Genomic DNA, 18,393 nt, shown 5'->3' on the forward strand with positions numbered 1-18,393 from the left:
AGTGAGAGAGAGATCGCAGCAGTGAGTCAGGCGAGCCAGGCGGAAGCGCACGACCGGCGTGCACCGCGGGCCGGTCGGGTCGCGGTGATGGTGGTCGGCAATTTCGTGGACGGCGACTCGCGGGTGCAGAAGACCGCGCGGTCCGTCGCCGCGGCCGGCTGGGACGTCGTGCTCCTGGGGCGGGCGCGGGGCAGCACCCGCGAGGAGTACCTGATCGGCGATGCCCGGGTGATCCGCGTCCCGCTGCGCATGACGGCGCACACCTACCGCAAGGACCATCCGCCGCGCGGCGTCGCGGGCCGCTTCGGCTACCGCTCGGGCGAGCAGGCGCGCATGCGCGTCGACACGCGCCGCGCGCTGCGCGCCGATCTGGAGGTCGAACGCCGGCTGGCCGCACGGGACGGCGCCGACCTGGCGGCGAAGCTGCGGCTGACCGGCCTGACCGCCGCCGACCGGGCCCGCGGCTACTGGATCGAGGCTCGCCGCAGGCTGTACGAGCGCGCCGCGGCCAAGGCCCGCAAGCCCGCGCTGCGGACCCGCCTGGCGGCCGGCTTCGGCCGGGACGGTGGCGCCTGGCTGACCCAGCCGCAACTGGTCGACTTCGACGCCGCGTTCACCCCGGTCATCACCGAGCTGCAGCCCGACCTGCTGCACGCGCACGACTTCGACACCATCGGCCTGGTGGTGCGCGCCGCCCTCAAACTGCGCGCCGCGGGGCACCCGGTGCAGGTCGTGTACGACGCGCACGAGTACATCGCGGGCTGGGAGCGCGCCGGGGACCCCGCGTTCCGTCCGGCGATGGCCGCGCAGGAGCGCAAGTACATCAAGCTCGCCGACGGCGTCGTCACCGTCTCCGAGGCCATCGCCGACCTGCTGGCCGCCGACCACCGGCTCCCGGTGCGCCCCGCGGTCGTCCGCAACGCCCCGACGGTCGCCGAACTCGGCGCCGGGGACGGCCCGGACGTACCCGACGTGCGGGCCGCGGCCGGCCTCGGACCGGACGTGCCGCTCCTCGTCTACGCCGGGATGACCGCACCGGAACGCGGCCTGGACACCGCGGTCGCGGCCCTGCCCGCACTGCCCGGCGTGCACCTGGCCGCGGTCACGGCGCGGAACTCGTACGTGATCGCGCTCGAACGGCGCGCCGAAGCGCTCGGCGTGGCCGACCGGCTGCATGTCCTGCCCTATGTCGAACCGCAGCAGGTCGTCCGGCACTTGGCCGCGGCGACCGCGGGCATCGTCCCGCTGCTGCACGCGCCCAACCATGAACTCTCGCTGCCGACCAAGTACTACGAGTACATGAACGCGCGGCTCCCGCTGGTGGTCTCCGACGTGCGCCAAGTGGCGGCCTTCACGCGCGAGCACGGCATCGGCGAGGTCTACCCGGCCGGCGACTCGGCCGCGTTCGCCGCCGCGGTGCGCAAGGTCCTCGACGACCGCGAGCAGTACTGCAAGCCGTACGACGGCGACCTGCTCGGCCGCCACACCTGGGAGGCCCAGGTGCCCGAACTCCTGGGGCTCTACGGGCGGCTGGTGGGCTGATGGGGACGCCTGCACCCCGGCCCGCCGCCCCGGCGCCCGCCGCGGACCCCGCACCGGCCGCCGTGCCGATCGCCGCGCCGAGGCTCGTGCTGCTGCGCATGAACTGGATCACCGGCGACTCGCGCATCCAGAAGCTCGCCCTCGGCATGGCCGAACGCGGCTGGGACGTCGTGGTCCTCGGCCGCTCGCGTACCGGCACCCGCGAGACCACCGTCCTCGGCGACCCGGCGCGCGGCGCGGCCACGGTGATCCGCGTGCCGGTGCCCGCCGAGGTCGCGCCGTACCGCCGGGCCCGGATCCGGCGCGGCCTGCTCGGCCGGATCGGCTTCGCGAGCCGCGAGGACGAGGTCGCGGACCGCGTGGCGGTCAACTTCCTGCGCCGCGAACAAGCCGCCGAGGGCGCCTATCTGGGGTCCTCGGGCGACCGGGTGCGCCACACGCTCAAGGGCGCCGCGGTCACCGCCGCCCGGGCCCGGCACATGCTGCGCCGCGAGGCCACCCGGCGGCATGCCGCCCGGATCGCCGACGTGGCCCGGCCCGGTGCCCGTGTCCGGGCCGCCGCGTACAGCCGCTTCGCGCAAGGCGCCGGATGGCGCGAGACCCAGCCGCAACTGGTCGACTTCGAGGCCGCGTTCGGCCCGGAGATCGACGCGCTGGAACCGGCTGTCGTGCATGCGCAGGACATCACCGCGCTCGGCGTGGGTGCCCGTGCCGTCGACCGGGCGCGCCGGGCCGGCCGGAGTGCCGTGATGATCTACGACGCCCAGGAGTTCATCGCCGGAGCGGGATACCCGGACCCGGTGCAGAAGGCCGCGTACGTCGGCCTCGAACGCGAACTGATCACCCGGGTCGACGGGGTCGTCACCGTCTCCGACACGCTCGCCGACATGCTGCGCGAGCGCTATGCGCTGCGCGACCGGCCGACCATCGCGGCCAATGCGCCGCGCCTGGCCCGGCCGTCCGGAGCCGCGGGCCGCGGGGTGCGCGGGGCCGCCGGGCTGCCCGACGGCGTACCGGTGCTGGTCTACTCCGGCTGGCTGGCCCCGGAGCGCGGCGTCGACACGCTCGCCGAGGCCCTGGTCCACCTGCCCGACGCCCATGTCGTCGTGGTGGCCGGCGACCGGCGCCCGTACTTCGCCGAACTCGAGGCCCGGGTCGCCGAGTCGGGCGTCGCCGAGCGCTTCCACTTCGTGCCCTATGTGGATCCCGAGCAGGTCGTCGACCACCTGTCCACCGCGACGGTCGGGGTCATCCCGCTGCGGCACCTGCCCAACCACGAGATCTCGCTGATCACGAAGTACTACGAGTACATGCACGCCGGGCTGCCCATCGTGGTGTCCGACGTGCGGACCATGGCGGCCTTCACGCGCGAACTGGGCTGCGGCGAGGTCTTCCCGGCGGGCGACGCCGCCGGCCTCGCGGCCGCGGTGCGCAAGGTGCTGGCCGACCCGGACCGGTACACGAAGCCGTACTCCGCCGCGGGATTCCTCGAAGAGCACTCCTGGGACCGGCAGACCGAGAACATCGCCGCGCTCTACACCCGCCTGACCGGCCTCGACCCGGAACCGCGGCGCACCGCCGCGGCGCCCCCCGCCCGCTTCGCCGCGATCCCGCCCGCCGACGCCCCGGACCTCCCGGGGCTTCCGGAAAAGTTGTCCCCAGGCTGTGGACGGACCGCCGCGGGCATCGAGGACGGCGCCGACCTGCCCGCACCCGTACGCCGCGCGGTCGTCCTCGTCGGCACCCCCGCCGGCGCGCAGCGCCCCGAGGTCGCCGCACTCGCCGCGGCCCTGCGCGCGGACGGCCACGACACCGTCGTCCTCGCCCCCGACCCGGACGGCCCCGGTGGCGGCACCCGGCATCCGGCCGCCGCCTTGGACGCCGTCGAGACCCTGCTCGTCCCGGCCCCGCGCACGGTGGCGTCCGGCCGCGACCGGCGCCGCGGCACCGACCCGGCGCAGGCCCGCGCGGCCCGCACGTACGCCGAGTTCACCGGCCGGCCGAACCGCACCGCGCACCCGGGCCAGCCGCTGCGCGGCATCCTCCCCGGCCTGCCCCGGCTCACGTGGCGGTCCGCACTGCCCCAGGCCGTGGACGCCGAAGTCGCCCTCGCCCCGGTCCTCGACGACCTGCGGCCGGACGTCGTGCACGCCTGCGACCCCGTCGCCCTGCTCATCGCCTCGCACACCGCGGCCGGCGGACACCGCGTCGAGTACCACCCGGCCCGCCCCGACGCAGCCGGCTTCCCCGCCGGCGCGGACGTCACCCGGGCCCTGCGCACCCTCGAACGCCTTGCCGCACCGCGGGCCGACCGCATCCACCCGCCGCAAGCGGCGGTCTCCGCACCGGTCGAGGCTCCGGTCACGAAGTCCGGTCGGCGGGCCACCGCGCTGGCCATCGGACCCGCGAACATGGCCGGGCAGGCCTGGGCGTGGGCCCAGGCGGTCGAACGCCACCTGCCCGGCACCGCGACCGAGACCTTCGCCCTGCGCCGCGAAGGCCCGCTGCGGTTCCCCGCGGACCGCCTGCTGAGCAGCGCCGGATGGGAGTCCGCCGCCCTGCATCTCGCTTTGCGCCGCCACCTGGTGGCCACGGCGACACACGTCCTGCTGGAGTCCGGCCTGGCGCTCACCGGCCGGGCCGCGCGCAGCGGCCGCTTCTCGGGCGACGCGTATGCGCTGCGCGCCGCGGGGCTGGGCGTCGGCCTGGTCTTCCATGGCTCCGACGTGCGCGATCCCCGCAAGCACCGCGAGCTGTACGCCGATTCCCCGTTCGCGGACCCGAACAGCCCGCTCTGCCAGGACCTGCAGCCGCGCGTCGACGCCCGCATGGCGGACACCGCCGAATGGGACGGCCCGGTCTTCGTCTCGACGCCGGACCTCCTCGACTTCGTGCTCGACCGCTGGCCTCATGCGGTGTGGCTGCCGGTGGTCGTCGACCTGGACGCCTGGCGCCCCGGTCCGGAACCCCTGCAGCGGACCCGGCCCGTCATCCTGCACGCGCCGTCGCGGGGCACCTTGAAGAGCTCGCCGACGGTCGATGCCGTGGTGGGCGACCTGGCCGCCCGCGGCCTCGTCGAGTACCGCCGCGCGGAGGGCGTCCCGCCCGCCGACATGCCCGCGCTGGTCGCCGATGCGGACGTCGTGGTCGACCAGCTCGCGATCGGCAACATCGGCGTCCTGGCCGCCCAGGCGATGGCCGCCGGACGAGTGGTGGTCGGCCACGCGGCCCCGGAGGTCCGGGCCCGCTTTGCCGGTGGTGTCCCGCAACTCGACGCCACCGCGGCCACGTTGCGCACAGTGCTGGAGAACATCCTCGACGACCGCACCTCGGCTGCCGAAATCGCAGCCCAGGGACCGGACTTCGCGGCCCGCCACCACGACGGTCGGAGATCTGCCGCCGCCCTCGCGCCCTTCCTCGCCACGCCTGCACCAGCCCAGGGAGACACCTGATGGCCGACACGGAATCCGTCACCACCGACGGCGAGCCCGCGACCGGCGAGCCCGCCGCCGACCCCGCGCACCTCCGGCCGGCCGGCCGACCCACCGACCAGGAGGCGGAGGCCCCGATGCCCAGCTCCGCAGCGAACGGCAACGACCACGCAGTGCCCGCGCAGGGCGTCGTCGACGGCGAGGCAGCCGAGGACCGCGAACCGGCCGGAAACGACGCCACGGCGACGGCCCCGGAGACGCAGGCGATGCGGGGGGCCGCCGACACGGCTTCCGAAGCACCCGGCGACCTGGAACTCGCCCTTGTCGGCGCAGGCCACGCAGAAGTGGAGACGGGGACGTCGGGAGCGACTGACTCGGCCACCCGGTCCGAGACCGCAGACAACCCGGAGACCGCCGAAACGCCCGCGGATCAGCCCGCGTCCTCGCGCCCCGTCGCGGGAAGCGACGGTGCCGCGGCGCAGGCGCAGCCGATCAGGGATGCGGGGGCAGTCGGCGTGGTCGGCGAGGACTCTGCGCAGGCCGGCGGCGGGCGGGGGAGCGGACCCGAACTCGGGCGGAGCGCCGGGCAGTCCGCAACCCCCGAGGCTTCCCTCGGAGCCCTGGTCGCCGCAGCCGCCGCCACGGCTGCGGGTAGCGACGCATTCGCACACAGCGCTTCCGCCGCGGAGGTTGTCGTCGGCCGCCCCACCGATGCCGCGCCGCCTGCCGACGACGAGGACGCAGTGCGCACCGACGGGATGGCAACGTCGGGTGACGACACCGACGCGCCCGAACGCGGCACTTCCGCAGCAGGCGCCGCCACTTCAGGACTTGCTTCCACTGGTCTTGTTGCGGACCCGTCGGCCCCGACGCCGGACGGCGGCGTTTCCGCGGAGCGCACCGAGCCTGTCGCCGACGCCGCTGCGGCCACGCCGCTTGGCGACGACGAAGGCGCAGCCCACACGGTCGATACCGCATCGCCGGGCGACCACACCGACGAGCCCGCGTCCCCCGCAGCAGGGGCCCCCGGCGCTGAGGGGGTCGGCAGCGATTCCGCCGACACCGTGCCCGTACCCGTCACGGCGACCAAGGAGTTGCGCGCGGTCGGCGCCGATGGCGTCCCCACGGAAGACAGCGCGCCCGACGCCTCCGCCGCCACGCCACCCGCGGCTGAGTGCGGCGAGGCGTCTGCGCGCGGCGGTTCTGCGGCGGGCGCCCCCGCCGCCCAGGCGATCGGCGATCACGTTGCCGCCACGTCCGTGACTGCTTCCACCGATCCTGCCGCGGACCCGTCCGCTCCAACGCCGGACGGCGCCTCCGCGGAACCTGTTGCGGCCACCAAGGAACTCCAGGCGGTCGGCGCCCAAGGCGTCCCCTCGGACCGGCGCGGGCTCCCCCGCGTGGTGCTCACGGCCCGCGCGCCGCTCGCCAAAGACTCCGCCGAGATCGTCCAAGCCCGTGCTCTCGCGCAGGCCGGCCATTACGTCATGCTCGCCACGCCCGCCGAGACCGCCGAAGTGGCCACCTCTGTCTCGGTGGAGCGCGACGGCGTGCTGCGCGTGCTCGGGGTGCCGGTCGACGCCGACGCGGCTGCCGAGATCTCCGTGGCCCGTTCCGAAGTCGCCGCGCTGGCCGGGCCCGGCCTCCTCACCGGGCTGCGCCGCAAGCTCGCGCGGCGGCGGTTGGCCGCGGTGCGCAAGGACGTCTGGGACGGCGCCGCCGCCGACCCCTCATGGCCGGACCGCTGCGACGCGGCCTACCGGCCCTACATCGACGCGTTCGCCCCCGCTGCACAGGCCCCCGTCGGCCAAGCCGGCAGCGTCGAGGCGACGGCTGCCGCGCCCGGCGGCATCGCCCTCGGCATCGGCCCCACCAACATGGCGGGCCAGGCCCACGAGTGGGCGCGCGCGGCGCAGGCCAATCTCGACGGCGTGCGCGCCGAGACCTATGCCCTCAGTTCGGGGAACACCTTCGGCTTCGCGTCGGACCGCAGCATCTCGACCGACGATTGGCTGTCCCGCGCCTGGCAGTTGCGGCAGCTGGCGTACGTCCTGGACAACTTCACCCACGTGCTCGCCGAGAACGCGATGCCGCCGTTCGGCCGCCTCAACGGGCCGTGGGCCAACTTCGACCTCGCCGAACTGCAGGCCGCCGGCGTGGCCGTCGCCATGGCGTTCCACGGTTCGGAGATCCGCAACCCGGCCGCGCACCGCGAGCGGGTGCGGTTCTCGCCGTTCGACCCGGACCACGAGCTCACCCGGGCGCTGCAGAGCAAGGTGGACCGGCTCGGCCCGGTGGTGCGGGCCATGGACGTCCCGAAGTTCGTCTCCACCCCCGACCTGCTCGCCGACGTCCCGGACGCGGTGTGGCTGCCGGTGGTGGTCGACCCCGGCTTGTGGGCCGCCGAGCGCGCGCCGCTGGAGCGGGACCGGCCGGTCGTGGTGCACGCGCCGTCCAGCCCGTTCACGAAGGGCACCGCGCTGATCGAACCGGTCGTGGAGGAGTTGCACGACGCCGGGCTCATCGAGTACCGCCGCATCAAGGGCGTCGGGCACGCCGAGATGCCCGCGCTGCTGGCCGACGCGGACATCGTGCTCGACCAGTTCGTGTTCGGCGCGTACGGCGTCATGTCGGCGCAGGCCATGGCGGCCGGCCGGGTGACCGTCGCCTACATCGACGACGCAGTGGCCGCCCACCTGCCGGACGACCTGCCGATCGTCAACGCCGACCCGGAGACCCTGCACGACGAACTGCTGCGCATCCTCGACGAGCGCGACCAGGCCGCCGCGACCGCAGCCCGCGGTCCCGCGTACGTCCGCGCCAACCACGACGGCACCCGCAGCGCCCGGGTGCTGGCCGGGTTCCTCGGCGTCGCGCCGTGACGCGCCCGCGCGTGGCGATGCTGGTCGCCAACGACATCACGCGGGACTCGCGCGTGCAGAAAGTCGCCTACTCGGCCGCCGAAGCCGGCTTCGAGGTGCTGCTCCTCGGCTACGACGCGAACGCCCCCGCACGACCCCGCAAGGCCACCCGGATCGGCGCCGCGCAGGTGATGCGGACCGGGCTGTCGAACCGCTTCAAGCTCAAGTCCGAGCAGTACGTGCACTCCGCGGCGCCCGTGGACCGGGCGCGCGCGGGCGTCTTACGCGCCGCCAGTTTCGCCGCGCGGGTGGACTACAAGGTCCGCCGCCGCCTCATGAAGAGCGTCAAGGAGCCCGGCACGGGCGGCCCCGGCGTCAAGAGCAAGGCCAAAGAGACGCTGTGGAAGGTCTACATCCGCGACGGCGACTGGCGGCGCACCGCACGGCACCTGCTGCTCCTCGAAGACGCGTGGAGCGCGGTCGTCGAGGACTTCCGGCCGGACGTCGTCCACGCGCACGACATGCACACGCCGGGGATCGGGGTGCGCATCGCGGACCGGATCGCGCGCTCCGGCGGCCGGCGCCCGAAGGTGGTCTACGACGCGCACGAGTACGTCGCGGGCGTGCACATGCCGACCCAGCGCAAGCTGGCGTACACCGGCCTGGAACGGGAGTTCGTGCGCCGCGCCGATGCGGTCGTCACGGTGTCGCCGACGCTGGCCGGCATGCTGGCGGAGCGGTACGCGCTGCGCACCCGGCCCACGGTGGTCGCGAACGCGCCGATGGTGGGCCCCGCGGCCGCCGGCCCCGAGGCCAAGCCCGTCGGGGTGCGCGAAGCCCTCGGACTGGCCGCCGGCGTACCGCTCCTGGTGTACAGCGGCGCCATCTCGCCGGCCCGCGGCGTGGACGTGATGATCGAGGCCATGCCGCTGCTCGGCGAGGCCCATGTGGTGATCGTGTGCGGCGACGCGGAGGACTCGTACGTGCGTTCACTCGTCGCACGTGCGGGTGAACTTGGAGCAGGCGCGCGGATCCACACCGCGCCCTATGTGGCGCCGCATCAGGTGCCTGCCTACCTCGCCTCGGCGACCGTCGGGGTGATCCCGATCCTGCACACCGTGAACCACGAGATCGCCTTGATCACCAAGTACTACGAGTACATGCACGCCCGCCTGCCGATCGTGGTCTCGGACGTGCGGGCGATGGCCGAGCAGACCGCCGAGCTCGGCTGCGGCGAGGTGTTCGCGGTGCGCAGCACCGGCGAACTGGCCGACCGGGCCTTGCGGAAGCGCGATGCCGAGGCGTTCGCGGAGGCGGCCGGGAAGGTCCTCGCGGACCCCGCGCGCTACGCCGCGGCGTACACCGAAGAGCTGCTGGCGGAGAACTCCTGGGAGGGCCAGGCCCGCATTCTCGTGGACCTGTACGCCCGCCTCGCGGGCCGCCGGCCGGAGCCTTTGGAGGGCTCGCGCCCGTTCGCCGAGACGGGGTGAACCGCACGCGCCGACCGGGTGGTGCGGATCGGCGGCGAACCGGGTGAACCGGTTTCGCCGGTATCGTCGTTATCCACCCGTACGGAGCGTTTCGTGGTTGTCAGTTCCGAGGGGTGAGCCCCGCAACCGAGGAGAAGCCGGTAGTGGCGGTCATGGATGCCGAGGCGCAGGTGGCGAACAAGGGCGGTGCGGCCGACAGCGTGCCCGTGCACGTGTACGAGCCGTACGCCGCGCACCTGCCTCCGCTGAAGACGTACCTGCGCGACCTGTGGCAGCGCCGCAGGTTCGCGTACCGCATGGCGCACGCGACCCTGAAAGGGCGCAACTACGAGACGGTGTTCGGGCAGTTATGGCTGGTGATCAACCCGCTGCTGCTGGCCGCCGTCTACTTCATGCTGGTGACCGTGCTCTCGGGTTCGCCCGAGGACGGCGCCATGAAGGGCTTCACCGTCATCTTGTCGGGGCTCTTCTCCTACTACTACACCCGCAACATCATCCAGCTGTCGTCCACCTGCATCACCGGCGGCGGCAAGATGATCATGAACATGGCCTTCCCCAAGGCCCTGTTGCCGCTGTCCGCGCTGTTTTCCTCGTTCATGATGTACTGGCCCACTTTGGTGGTCTACGCGGTCGCGCACTTCGCCGCGGGCCGGGCGGTCGGCCTCGCGTTCGCGTGGCTGGTCCCGATCTTCGTGGTGCAGACCGTCTTCAGCTTCGGCTGCGGCCTCTTCTTCGCCGCCATGGCGGTGTACTTCCGCGACACCGCGAGCCTGCTGCCGTACGCGCTGCGCATCTGGATCTACCTGTCCCCGGTGCTGTTCACCGTCTCGCAGGCCAAGCAGAAGCTGGCCGGCAACGAGTGGCTGCTGTGGATCTTCAAGGCCAACCCGCTGTACCCGATCATCGGGTCCTGGAACCAGGTGATCCTGGAGAACCGGGCGCCCGACGGAATGCTCATGCTGTACGGCTCCGCGTGGGCGGTCGTGGCACTGCTCGGCGGAGCCTGGTTCTTCCTGTCCCGGGAGCGTGAATTTGCCTACCGCATCTGACCCCGAGGTCCGGGCCCCCGCTGCGGAAGGCCCGCCGCGCCCCGACCCGCGCGACCAGCCGCTCGCGGTGCGCGTCGACAATCTGTCCATCACCTACCGCACTTCGGTGGAGAAGGTCCCCACGCTGAAGAGCGCGATCAAGCGGGCCGGCCGGCGCGAGCGCACGATCCGCGAGATCGAGGCGGTCCGCGACGTGTCGTGGAGCATCAACCACGGCACGGTGCTCGGCGTGGTCGGCGCGAACGGCGCCGGCAAGTCGACCATGCTGCGCGCCATCGCGGGCATCCTGCCGCCCACCCGCGGCCGCATCGAGGTGCACGGCCGGGTCAGCACGCTGCTGGCCCTCGGCGTCGGCTTCAACAGCCAGCTGACCGGCCGCGAGAACGTCATCCTCGGCGGCCTCGCGCAGGGCAAGACCGAAGCCGAGGTGCAGGCCAAGTACGAGGAGATCGCCGACTTCGCGGAGCTCGGCGAGTTCATGGACATGCCCATGAAGTCGTACTCCTCGGGCATGTACCAGCGCCTGGCCTTCTCGGTCGGCGTGCACATGGACCCGGACATCCTGCTGGTCGACGAGGCGCTGTCGGCCGGCGACGCGCGCTTCAAGCGCAAGGCCGCCGCCAAGATGGACGAACTGTGCCGCGCGGCCCGCACGATCATCCTGGTCAGCCACGGCATGGCATCGGTCCGCGAGATGGCCAACCACTGCCTGTGGCTGCACAAGGGCAAGCTGATGGACCAGGGCGACCCGGAGGCGATCATCGGGGAGTACATGCGCTTCCTGGAGGTCGGCGAAGAAGCCTTCGCCATGGAAGACGTCTGACCGAACTGCCATGACCATGACGCACGACAGCGGCACCGGAGGTACCGGCGACAACCGGAAGGACGGCGTCCGCTCCGGCCTGCCGCGCACGGCACCCGCCCTGCCCGAAGCCCCCGTCCCCGCAGCGCCGCACGGCGTCGACGTCAGCATCATCAGCTCCGGGCACGACGTCGCCGACGCCCGCCTGCACCGCACCTCCGCGGCGCTGCTGCGGGCCGGGCTCACCGTCGAGGTCATCGGCCTCGGCGACCCGGCCGGCGGCCCGCCCGGCACGCTGGTCCGCTCGCTCGGGCTGCGCGGCGGCGCCGCGGCCCGGGCCCGGCGCGACCTCACCGTGCCGTTCCGGGCCCGCGGGCGCGTCCTGATGACCCTCGACCCCGACCTGGTGCCGGCCGCCGCCGCGGCCCGGCTGCTGCGCCGCAGACGCCTGGCGGTCGACGTGCACGAGGACTACCGGGCGCTGCTGCGCGACCGGGCGTGGGGCGCCTCCTGGAAAGGGCAGGGCGGGCGCCTGCTGGTCCGGATGTGCACCGCGGTCACCCGGCGTGCCGACCTCACCGTCGTCGCCGACGACCACGTGCCGCCGCTGGCCGCCCGTCGCCGCATGGTGGTCAAGAACCTGCCCGACACCGGCTACCTGCCGAAGGACACCGCACCCGGCCCGGTGCCCCGTGCCGTCTATATCGGCGACGTGCGCAGATCGCGCGGCCTGGAGGCCATGCTGGCGGCCATCGAGGCCGCGCCGCCCTGGGAGTTGGACGTGGTCGGCCCGGTGGCCGCGGCCGACCAGGAGTGGCTGGCCCGCTGGCAGGCCGAGTCGCCCGCGGCCGCCCGCGTACGGCTGCACGGCCGCCTCGCCCCCGAGGCGGCCTGGCGGTTCGCCGCGGGCGCCTGGGCCGGATTCGCGCTGCTGGACGACACCCCGGCGTTTCGAGAGGCGGTGCCCACCAAACTCTACGAGTACCTGGCCTGCGGCCTGGCAGTTGTCGCCACGCCCCTGCCGCGAATGGCTAGGATCGTCCAGGAGTCAGGGGCGGGCCGGGTCGTCCGCGACGCCGAGGACGCGGGGCGGACCCTGCGCGCCTGGACCGACCACCCCGAGCAGCCAAGGGCGTTGCGCACCGCCGCTCTCGAGTGGACGGACCGCAATCTGGCGGGGGTCGCACCCTCCGACGAACTCGCCCGCATCATCAGTGATCTTGTCCGTGCCGCCGAGCGCAGACCCTGACGAGACCGAGGAGCGCTGCGTGGAGTTCACGGGCGACGTTGACCCGTCCGGTGCCCGCATCATGCCGAGCGCCGATGTGGACCGTACCGCCGAGATCGGTTCCGGGAGCACGGTGTGGCACCTCGCGCAGGTCCGCGAAGGAGCGGTCCTCGGCACCGGCTGCATCATCGGCCGCGGCGCGTACGTCGGGCCCGACGTACGCCTGGGCGACAACGTCAAACTGCAGAACTACGCGCTGGTCTACGAGCCCGCCCGGCTGGAGGACGGGGTCTTCATCGGCCCGGCCGCGGTGCTCACGAACGACATGTACCCGCGCTCGGTCGACCCGGGCGGCACGCTCAAGCGCGGCGGGGACTGGGAGGCGCAGGGCGTCCTGGTGCGCGAGGGCGCCGCGGTGGGCGCGCGCGCGGTCATCGTGGCCGGTGTGACGGTCGGCCGGTGGTCGCTGATCGCCGCCGGTGCGGTTGTCACCCGTGACGTACCGGACTTCGCACTCGTTGCGGGTGTACCGGCACGGCGCGTGAAGTGGGTGGGCCGGGCGGGTGTGCCTCTTGTCGAGGACCCGGCCCAACGGTCCGTCGCGACGGGGAGTCGCCGGTGGGTGTGCCCGGATACCGGGGCGCGCTATATCGAGACCGACGAGACCCTCGCGGAGGTAGTCCCCTGATGAGCATTCCCGCCGCAGCGCCGTTATTCGGCGCCGAGGAGCGCGAAGCCGTCGACCGCGTGCTGCGCAGCGGCATGGTCGCCCAGGGCCCCGAAGTGGCGGCCTTCGAGGAGGAGTTCTCGGCGATCGTCGCGGGCCGCACGGCAGTCGCGGTCAACTCCGGCACCTCGGGCCTGCACCTGGCCCTCCTGGCGATGGGCGTCGGACCCGGCGACGAGGTCATCGTCCCGTCCTTCAGCTTCGCGGCCACCGCCAACGTGGTGGCCCTGGCCGGCGCCACCCCGGTGTTCGTCGACATCGAGCCCGGCCACTACTGCCTGGACCCGGCCGCCGTCGAGGCGGCGGTCACGCCGCGCACCGCGGCGATCATGCCGGTGCACCTGTACGGCCACCCCGCCGACATGGCCGCCATCGGCGCCATCGCGCAGCGGCACGGCATTGCGGTGATCGAGGACGCCTGCCAGGCGCACGCCGCCGCGCTGGACGGCACCCCCGTCGGCGCGTTCGGCAAGACCGCGGTGTTCAGCCTCTACCCGACGAAGAACATGACGTCCGGCGAAGGCGGCATGGTCGTCACCGACGACCCGCAGATCGCCCGCACGCTGCGCCTGCTGCGCAACCAGGGCATGGAGAAGCGCTACGAGAACGAACTCGTCGGCTTCAACGTGCGCATGACCGACCTGCACGCCGCCATCGGCCGGGTCCAGCTGCGCAAGCTGGCCGGCTGGACCGAGCAGCGCCGCGCCAACGCCGCGTTCCTGGACGCCGGCCTGGCCGGATCCGCGGTCGGCACCCCGTCCGTGGCGCCCGGCGCCCGGCACGTCTACCACCAGTACACCGTCCGGGTGGAGCCGGACGCGGTGCCCGGCGGCCGTGACGGCCTCGCCGAGCGGCTGGCCGCGCGCGGCGTCGGCAGCGGCGTGTACTACCCGATCCCGATCCACCGGCTGCCGTCCTTCGGGCTGGCCCTGGACCTGCCGGAGACCGAGCGGGCGGCCCGCGAGGTGCTCTCGCTCCCGGTCCACCCGTCGCTGTCGGACGCGGACCTGAAGAGCATCGTCGAGGCGGTGGTGGCGAAGTGAGCGAGCGAACCAAGAAGAGGATTCGTTTCGCGAATGCGGCCGCCGAGCGCAGCGAGGTGGCGGCATGAGCCCGCTGCCGGGTGCGCCGTTGCGCGCGGGACTCATCGGCCTGGGCATGATGGGCCGCCACCACGCCCGCGTGCTGCGCTCCCTCACCGGGGTGCAACTGGTCGGCGTCGCCGACCCCATGGGCGATCCGCACAACGCCGCCCAGGGCGTGCCGCTGTGCGGGACCGTCGAGGAACTCGTCGACCTGGGGCTGGACTACTGCGTGGTCGCGGCCCCGACCGCCTGCCACGAGAAGGTCGGCATGGCGCTCGCCGCCGCGGGCGTGCACGCGCTGGTGGAGAAGCCGCTCGCGCAGGACGTCGAGTCCTCGCGCCGCGTCGCCGAGGCCTTCGAGACGGCCGGCCTTGTCAACGCGGTCGGCCACATCGAGCGCTACAACCCGGCGCTGCAGCAGCTCCGGGCCCGCCTCGAAGAGGGCCAACTGGGCGCCGTCTACCAGGTCGTGACGCGCCGCCAGGGCCCGTTCCCGAACCGCATCTCGGACGTCGGCGTGGTCAAGGACCTGGCCACCCACGACATCGACCTCACCGCCTGGGTGACCGGCCAGCCGTACCGCTCGGTGTCCGCGCGGACCGCCTACAAGAGCGGCCGCGACTTCGAGGACCTGGTCGCGGTGGTCGGGCAACTGGCCGACGGCACCGTCACGAACCACCTGGTGAACTGGCTCTCGCCGATAAAGGAACGCGTCACCGTGGTGACCGGCGAGCGCGGCTGCCTGATCGCGGACACCCTCAACGTGGACCTGACGTTCCACAACAACGCCGAGATGGCCACCCAGTGGGAGGCGCTGCGGAACTTCCGCGGGGTCTCCGAGGGCGACATGATCCGGTACGCGATCGCGAAGCCCGAGCCGCTGGTCACCGAGCACGAGGCGTTCCGCGACGCGGTGCTCGGCAAGGACTCGGACATCGTCACGATGCACCAGGGCCTGGTGAACGTCGTGGTGGCGCAGGCGATGCTGGACTCCGCCACGGACGGCACCACGGTCGCCGTCGCCGGCTGACCCGCGGATTCCCCGGGAGGGCGGCCGCACCGGCCGCCCTCCCGGGCTTGCGCGTGCGCGCATCCGCCCGGCAGCCCGCCTGGCGTCGGCCTGGCCGTTCGCCAGGTCGCCCGCCCGCCCTTCGTCGCTGCGGGTCACCGGTTCGGGTGGAATGTCCGGGGAACTCTCCCCGCCCGGCCGCGCGTACGCCACGCTGCGTAGCGCGAACGGCCCGGGTCGGCGCCGGTCGCGCCGCTACGCTGGCGGCAACAGGATCATCCCGGACAAGCCTTTGCACGCCCGTACAAGCCGAACAAGCCGTACAAGAAGGATTCGCCCATCGTGAAGATCTGTGTCGTCGCGCTCGGGAAGATCGGCCTCCCGCTTGCCGTGCAGTTCGCCGGCAAGGGCCACGACGTGGTCGGCGCCGACGTCAATGCCGCCGTCGTCGAGCTGGTGAACAAGGGCGTCGAACCGTTCCCCGGCGAGGCCGAGCTCGGCGCGCGCCTGCGCGCAGCGGTGGACTCCGGGGCGCTGCAGGCCACCACCGACACCACCGCCGCGGTGGCCGCCGCGGACTACGTCGTGGTCGTCGTGCCCGTGGTGGTGGACGCCGAGGCCCGCCCCGACTTCCGCGCGATGGACGCCGCGACCGCCGCGATCGCGGCCGGCCTGCGGCCCGGCACGCTGGTCTCCTACGAGACGACCCTCCCGGTGCACACCACCCGGGAGCGCTTCCTGGTCCAGTTGGAGGCCGCGTCCGGCCTGTCCTGCGGTACCGACTTCTTCCTGTGCCACAGCCCCGAACGCGTCTTGACCGGGCGGGTCTTCGGCGACCTGCGGGCCTACCCGAAGCTGGTCGGCGGCGTCGACGAGATCAGCGCCAAGAAGGCCGTCGAGTTCTACCAGGCGGTGCTCGACTTCGACGCCCGCCCCGACCTGCCGCGCGGCAACGGCGTGTGGGATATGGGCAGTGCGGAGGCCGCCGAGCTGGCCAAGCTCGCCGAGACCACGTACCGCGACGTCAACATCGGCCTCGCCAACCAGTTCGCGCGCTTCGCCGACTCGGTCGGCATCGACATCTACGCGGTGATCGAGGCCTCCAACTCGCAGCCGTACAGCCACATCCACCGCCCCGGCATCGCGGTCGGCGGGCACTGCATCCCGGTCTACCCGCGCTTCTACGCCTTCAACGACCCGGACGCCACCATCGTCAAGGCGGCCCGCACCACCAACGCCGGCATGCCCGGCTACGCGGTCGGCCTGCTGGACGGCCTGCTGTCCCGGGAAGGCGGCACCGGACTGCGCGGCGCCCAGGTGGCGGTGCTGGGCGTCGCCTACCGCGGCGGGGTCAAGGAGACCGCGTTCTCCGGCACCTTCCCGGTTGTGCAGGCGCTGCGCGCCGCGGGTGCCGAGGCGCGCGTCGCCGACCCGATGTACGCCGACGACGAGATCACCGCACTCGGACTCACGCCGTACCATGTCGGCGAGCCCGTCGACGCGGTCATCGTGCAGACCGACCACGCCGAGTACCGCACCCTGTCCGCCGGGCAATTCCCGGGCGTCCGCGCTCTCGTGGACGGGCGCCGGGTCACCGACCCGGACCGCTGGGCGGGCGTGCTGCGCCGCACCATCGGCGGCGGGTCCGACTGAACCGCGCGGCTGCGCGGGCCCGGCGGACCTCCGCGGGGCCCGCGCGGCACCGCCGTCCGCCGGTCCGATCCGAGGTGGGTGCATGAAGGTCAACGTCGGCAAGCTGGTCGCGGGCGGCTGCGCCGCCGGGCTGCTGGCCGTACTGGGCGTGGTCGCCGTGCAGGCCCACGAAGTCTCCGCCTGCTGGGCCGACTTCGAACCGCTCGCGGACAACAAGGTGTTCCCGGCGGCCTACCCGGTGCCGGCCCTGGACACCTTCGACGACCCCGTGCTGCAGGCCGCGCGCACCGATGCCGGCTTCCGGGCCGGTACCGCGTTCACCGGCGATGCGGCGGTCGGCGCACCGGTCTGGACGATCGCCGCGCAGGGCCCCGGCCCCGTGCTCGCCGACCAGTTCGGCCTGCTCGCCGCCCGCGGCGGCGCGGCACCCGCCGACCTGGCAATGTACGAGGGCCGCAACGGCAAGCGGCACTGGATGCGCACCGCGAACAAGCCGGTTGCGTACTTCATGAAGAACCTGCGCGCGCTGACATTCGCGCCGCAGCCCGACGGGAGCACCCACGTGCTCGCCGCCGACGCCCGCTCCGGCTACCTGCAGTGGTGCCGCGCTGCGCCGCTCGCACCCGCGGCCGGTGCGGCCGCCGGGGGCGCGGACGAGGACGGCGGCTGGGCCACCGACCGCACCGGAAACGCCCGTACGGTGCTCATGGTCGGCAAGGCCAAGGGCGGCAAGCCCGGCTGGTCGACGCTCGCGTTCCAGGACGTCGTCACCGGCGGCACAGCCCGCTCGTGGTCGGTGGAAGGCGCCTGGACCGACGCCGTCTCGGACGGCAAGCAGACCTACACCGCTGCCCCAGGGGCCGTCGCGGCCTACAAGCCCGGCGTGGCGGCGCCGCTCTGGCGCGTCGAACTGCCCGCAGAGCCAGGCGAGTCCGCTGCCGTCGGCATCGCCGCGATCCAGGATGGGCGCCTGCTGGTCGGCGCCCGGCAGCCGGACGGCCGCGCCGGAGCCCTGGCCGCTTTCGACACCGCGACCGGACGCCTGGCGTGGACGCACGCCGGCGCCGACCCGGCAGACGTCGTCGTGGCGGGCGGGATGGTGCTGGTCCGCGAGGAGCGCACCGGCCGCGCGGGCGTCGCGGCGTACCGCATCGCCGACGGAACACCGGTGTGGTTCACCGAGGCCGGCGGTCTGCGGCGGCTCTCCGACGGAGGCGCGGACGGCATCGCACCGGACGGCTCCGATGCGGCGCTGCTCTACCTGCCCGGCGAACGCGGCCCCCGCATCCTGCGCATCGCGGACGGCAGCACCGTGCCGACCACGCTCAGCACACCCGTCGACCGCATCTTCACCAGCGGCCAGCGCATCGTCGCCGAGCACACCGCATCCCCGGAACTCTCCTGGACCATCGCCTACTTGACCCCCAAGGCCCAGGCAGACAAGCCCGCAACGGACGCCGACCCCCGGCAGCGCTGAGGGCGCGTCCGGGGGCCGGCGGGTGTTCGTCTGCCGGGC

Annotated in this window: 12 protein-coding genes; all 12 read left to right on the forward strand. The window is 73.7% G+C overall.

Annotated elements, in window-relative coordinates:
• Positions 1–87 precede the first annotated feature (87 nt).
• The 12 genes from LZ495_RS36445 to LZ495_RS36500 all read left to right on the forward strand — a co-directional run bounded on the left by LZ495_RS36445 (position 88) and on the right by LZ495_RS36500 (position 18,354).
• On the forward strand, positions 88–1,542 hold the full coding sequence (locus LZ495_RS36445; protein WP_235057445.1) for a glycosyltransferase family 4 protein: 1,455 nt from the start codon (positions 88–90) through the stop codon (positions 1,540–1,542).
• Entirely contained in the window at positions 1,542–4,994 is a 3,453-nt protein-coding gene (locus tag LZ495_RS36450) for a glycosyltransferase (RefSeq protein ID WP_235057446.1), read from the forward strand. Before LZ495_RS36445 ends, LZ495_RS36450 begins: the two co-directional genes overlap by 1 nt.
• On the forward strand, positions 4,994–7,855 hold the full coding sequence (locus LZ495_RS36455; protein ID WP_235057447.1) for a hypothetical protein: 2,862 nt from the start codon (positions 4,994–4,996) through the stop codon (positions 7,853–7,855). Before LZ495_RS36450 ends, LZ495_RS36455 begins: the two co-directional genes overlap by 1 nt.
• Entirely contained in the window at positions 7,852–9,324 is a 1,473-nt protein-coding gene (locus LZ495_RS36460; protein WP_235057448.1) for a glycosyltransferase family 4 protein, read from the forward strand. Before LZ495_RS36455 ends, LZ495_RS36460 begins: the two co-directional genes overlap by 4 nt.
• A gap of 113 nt (positions 9,325–9,437) precedes the next feature.
• Positions 9,438–10,373 (forward strand): ABC transporter permease, encoded by a 936-nt coding sequence (locus tag LZ495_RS36465; protein ID WP_235057449.1) that lies wholly within the window; start codon positions 9,438–9,440, stop codon positions 10,371–10,373.
• Positions 10,357–11,196 (forward strand): ABC transporter ATP-binding protein, encoded by an 840-nt coding sequence (locus LZ495_RS36470; protein ID WP_235057450.1) that lies wholly within the window; start codon positions 10,357–10,359, stop codon positions 11,194–11,196. The genes LZ495_RS36465 and LZ495_RS36470 overlap by 17 nt, the downstream gene beginning before the upstream one ends.
• Before the next feature lie 10 nt (positions 11,197–11,206).
• On the forward strand, positions 11,207–12,424 hold the full coding sequence (locus LZ495_RS36475) for a glycosyltransferase family protein (RefSeq protein ID WP_235057451.1): 1,218 nt from the start codon (positions 11,207–11,209) through the stop codon (positions 12,422–12,424).
• 61 nt (positions 12,425–12,485) lie between these two features.
• On the forward strand, positions 12,486–13,091 hold the full coding sequence (locus LZ495_RS36480; protein ID WP_235057485.1) for an acyltransferase: 606 nt from the start codon (positions 12,486–12,488) through the stop codon (positions 13,089–13,091).
• Positions 13,091–14,173 (forward strand): DegT/DnrJ/EryC1/StrS family aminotransferase, encoded by a 1,083-nt coding sequence (locus LZ495_RS36485; protein WP_235057452.1) that lies wholly within the window; start codon positions 13,091–13,093, stop codon positions 14,171–14,173. The genes LZ495_RS36480 and LZ495_RS36485 overlap by 1 nt, the downstream gene beginning before the upstream one ends.
• A 64-nt stretch (positions 14,174–14,237) precedes the next feature.
• A complete protein-coding gene (locus tag LZ495_RS36490; RefSeq protein ID WP_235057453.1) occupies positions 14,238–15,245 on the forward strand; it encodes a Gfo/Idh/MocA family protein in 1,008 nt (335 codons plus the stop codon).
• Positions 15,246–15,566: 321 nt separating this feature from the next.
• Positions 15,567–16,877, forward strand: a complete 1,311-nt coding sequence (locus tag LZ495_RS36495; RefSeq protein ID WP_235057454.1) for a nucleotide sugar dehydrogenase — start codon at positions 15,567–15,569, stop codon at positions 16,875–16,877.
• A gap of 82 nt (positions 16,878–16,959) precedes the next feature.
• Positions 16,960–18,354, forward strand: coding sequence for an outer membrane protein assembly factor BamB family protein (locus tag LZ495_RS36500; protein WP_235057455.1), 1,395 nt, complete (start codon positions 16,960–16,962; stop codon positions 18,352–18,354).
• The last annotated feature ends 39 nt before the right edge of the window (positions 18,355–18,393 follow it).

The sequence above is a fragment of the Yinghuangia soli genome (genome assembly GCF_021502675.1).
GTDB lineage: Bacteria > Actinomycetota > Actinomycetes > Streptomycetales > Streptomycetaceae > Yinghuangia > Yinghuangia soli.